General features: G+C 67.2%; 2 protein-coding genes. Both read left to right on the forward strand.

The features are described from left to right. The coding region (locus ABY403_RS15840; RefSeq protein WP_372841778.1) for a tRNA (adenosine(37)-N6)-threonylcarbamoyltransferase complex ATPase subunit type 1 TsaE at window positions 1-358 on the forward strand (358 nt) is incomplete at its 5' end. Continuing rightward, on the forward strand, window positions 355-2,278 hold a 1,924-nt coding region (addB, locus tag ABY403_RS15845), incomplete at its 3' end, for a double-strand break repair protein AddB (RefSeq protein ID WP_372841779.1). The genes ABY403_RS15840 and addB, both read left to right, overlap by 4 nt.

The raw sequence follows: 2,278 nt of genomic DNA on the forward strand, positions 1-2,278 counted from the left end.
AGAACGGCTGCGCACCGCGGGGCTTCCGCCCGAGGATGTGCCTTCGCCAAGTTTTACGTTGGTGCAGGTCTACGACGCGGCGGGCACCGAGATCTGGCACGCAGACCTCTTTCGCCTTGGTAATGTGGCCGAGGCTGACGAGCTGGGCCTTTCGGATGCCTATGACACCGCAATCTGCCTGATCGAATGGCCCGAAAGGCTTGGCCCAGAGGCACCTGCCGACGCGCTGCGCCTTGCCTTCGCCTATGACGGAGAGGCGCGCATCGTGACGTTATCCGCCAGCGCGCCGCGCTGGAGGCCGATCTTGGCCGATCTGCGCCGCGAGTATGCAACGCTTCGCGCGCAAGGTGCCACATGAAGCTCGAGGCGCATCTTTTCGGCCTGCCGCCGGGGGTCGATTTTGCGCAAAGCCTCGTTGCGGGTCTGGCCGAGCGGATGGCGGGCGCACCGCCCGAGGCAATGGCTACGGCGCAGATCATGCTGCCCTCGGCTCGGATGCTGCGGCAGGTCCGCGCGGCCTTCGCCGCGCGGGGCGCGGGTTTTCTGCCGCGGCTGCGGCTGATTACCGACCTTGGAAACGACCCTGTTCCGGGGCTTTCCGCAGCCGTGCCGCCACTGCGCCGCAGGCTGGAACTGGCGCAACTTGTGGCACGCATGGCCGAACGCGCACCCGATTTCGCCGCAGGTGCCGGGGTGTTTTCGCTTGCCGGATCGCTGGCCGATCTTCTGGCCGAAATGCAGATGGAGGGGGTTTCCCCCGAGGCGCCGGAAACGCTCGACGTAGCTGACCACGCCGCCCACTGGCAGCGCAGTCTTGCCTTTTTGCGCATCGTCGGGCGCTATTTCGAGCCTGATGCCCCGCCCGACCCAGAGGCGCGGCTGCGCCGCGTCGTCGAAGCCACCGTGACGCGCTGGGCCAATAACCCGCCCGAAAATCCGGTGATCGTGGCAGGTTCGACCGGGTCGCGCGGCGCAACCTCGATGCTGATGCGCGCGGTGGCGCAGTTGCCGCTAGGTGCCGTGGTGTTACCCGGATTTGATTTCGAAATGCCGCAATCGGGCTGGAATAGTCTCGATTCTGGCTCTGTTCCGGCCGAGGATCATCCGCAATATCGCTTTGCCACCTTGATCCGCGCGCTCGATGCGCCCTTCACGCTGCCCGCGTGGCATGGGGCAACACCACCCTGCCCCGCGCGCAATGCGCTGGTGTCGCTTGCGCTACGGCCCGCCCCAGTCACCGATAGCTGGATGCGCGACGGCGCGACCCTGCGCGATCTGGGCCACGCGGCCGCCGATATGACCCTGATCGAAGCCCCAGACCCGCGCAGCGAGGCGACAGCGCTGGCGCTTATGCTGCGCGAGGCCGCCGAAACCGGGGTGCGGGCGGCGCTTGTCAGCCCTGATCGCGGGCTGACACGGCGTGTGGCTGCGGCGCTCGACCGGTGGGGGATAACGGTGGACGATAGCGCGGGGCAGCCCTTGGCGCTGTCGCCGCCCGGGCGGTTTTTGCGCCATGTCGCCGCGCTGCAAGGGCGCAAGCTATCGCTTGAGGCGATGTTCGTGCTGCTCAAGCACCCGCTGTGCGCGACGGGTGCGGGCGCGCGCGGCGATCATTTGCGCTTTACCCGCGATCTGGAATTACATCTGCGCCGCCACGGCCCGGCCTTTCCCGATGCCGCGGCGCTGGCAGAATGGGCCGAGGCGCGCCCCGAGCCTGAAAGACGCGGTTGGGCAAACTGGGTATCGGCGGCATTCGCGAATGTGGAAGATGCGCCAGAACTGCCACTTTCGGCCTGCATAGAGACACATTTGGCGCGGGCTGAGACTTTGGCGGCGGGGCCTGCGGGCATAGCCGCAGACAGCGAGCTTTGGCAGCAAGAGGCCGGGCGCGATCTGGTGCGGCGCATCGCCTTGGCCAAGCGCGAGGCCGAGCATGGCGGCACCTTTAGCCCCGCGCAGTACGCCGATTTCTTTGCGCAGTTGATCGCGCCGGGTGCCGCACGCATGGCAGAGCCGACACACCCCGGCATCGCAATTCTGGGTGGTTTTGAGGCCCGAACCATTGAGGCCGATCTGGTCTTGCTCGGCGGGTTGAACGAAGCAAGCTGGCCGCAGGCAATTGCGCCCGACCCATGGTTAAGCCGCCGGATGCGGCTGGAAGCGGGTCTGTTGTTGCCGGAACGGCAAATCGGGCTGGCGGCGCACGACTTTCAGCAGGCCATTGCCGCGCGCCGCGTTGTGCTAAGCCGTGCCGCGCGCACTGCCGATGCCGAAACGG

Source organism: Phaeovulum sp. (genome assembly GCF_041596715.1).
GTDB lineage: Bacteria > Pseudomonadota > Alphaproteobacteria > Rhodobacterales > Rhodobacteraceae > UBA6213.